The 729-nt window shown below is 67.9% G+C and carries 1 pseudogene; it reads left to right on the forward strand.

Features of this window, described 5'->3' with window-relative positions:
* Positions 1-729 (forward strand): annotated as a pseudogene (locus UN64_RS21855) (ABC transporter permease); the annotation flags it as partial.

A 729-nucleotide genomic window follows, 5' to 3' on the forward strand; every position in this document is an offset into this window, starting at 1 on the left:
ATGCTGACCGCAGTGGAACTGGGTCTGATCTACGCCGTCGTCGCGCTCGGCGTGTACCTGACCTTCCGCATCCTCGACTTCCCCGACCTCACGGTGGACGGCTCGTTCACCACCGGCGCCGCCACGGCCGCCGTGCTCATCACGGGCGGCACGCCGGTGCCCCTGGCCATGCTCGCCGCCTTCGTGGCGGGCGCGCTCGCGGGCCTCGTCACCGGCCTGTTGCACACCAAGGGCCGGATCGACGGCCTGCTCGCCGGCATCCTCACGATGATCGCGCTCTACTCGATCAACCTGCGGATCATGGGCAAGGCCAATATCCCGCTGCTCGGCCAGGACACCCTGTTCACGTGGCTCGACGACCTGGGCCTGGCTCGGAACTGGGGCTCGATCCTCGTGCTCTTCCTCGGCGTGTTCGTGGTGAAGCTGATCCTCGACTGGTTCCTGCACACGGACCTGGGCCTCGCCCTGCAGGCGACCGGTGACAACGAGGAGATGATCCGCTCGTACGGCGTCTCCACGGACCGGATGAAGATCCTCGGCCTCATGATCTCCAACGGCCTCGTGGCCCTCGGCGGCTCCCTGCTGGCCATGTACCAGGGCTTCGCGGACATCTCCATGGGCATCGGCCTCATCCTCGTGGGCCTGGCGTCCGTGATCGTGGGCCAAGGCCGTGTTCGGCCAGCGCACGGTCTTCGTGGGCGACGCTCGCCGTGATCGTCGGCGCCGTGC

Source organism: Fictibacillus arsenicus, from assembly GCF_001999465.1.
In the GTDB taxonomy this organism is placed as follows: domain Bacteria; phylum Bacillota; class Bacilli; order Bacillales; family Fictibacillaceae; genus Fictibacillus; species Fictibacillus arsenicus.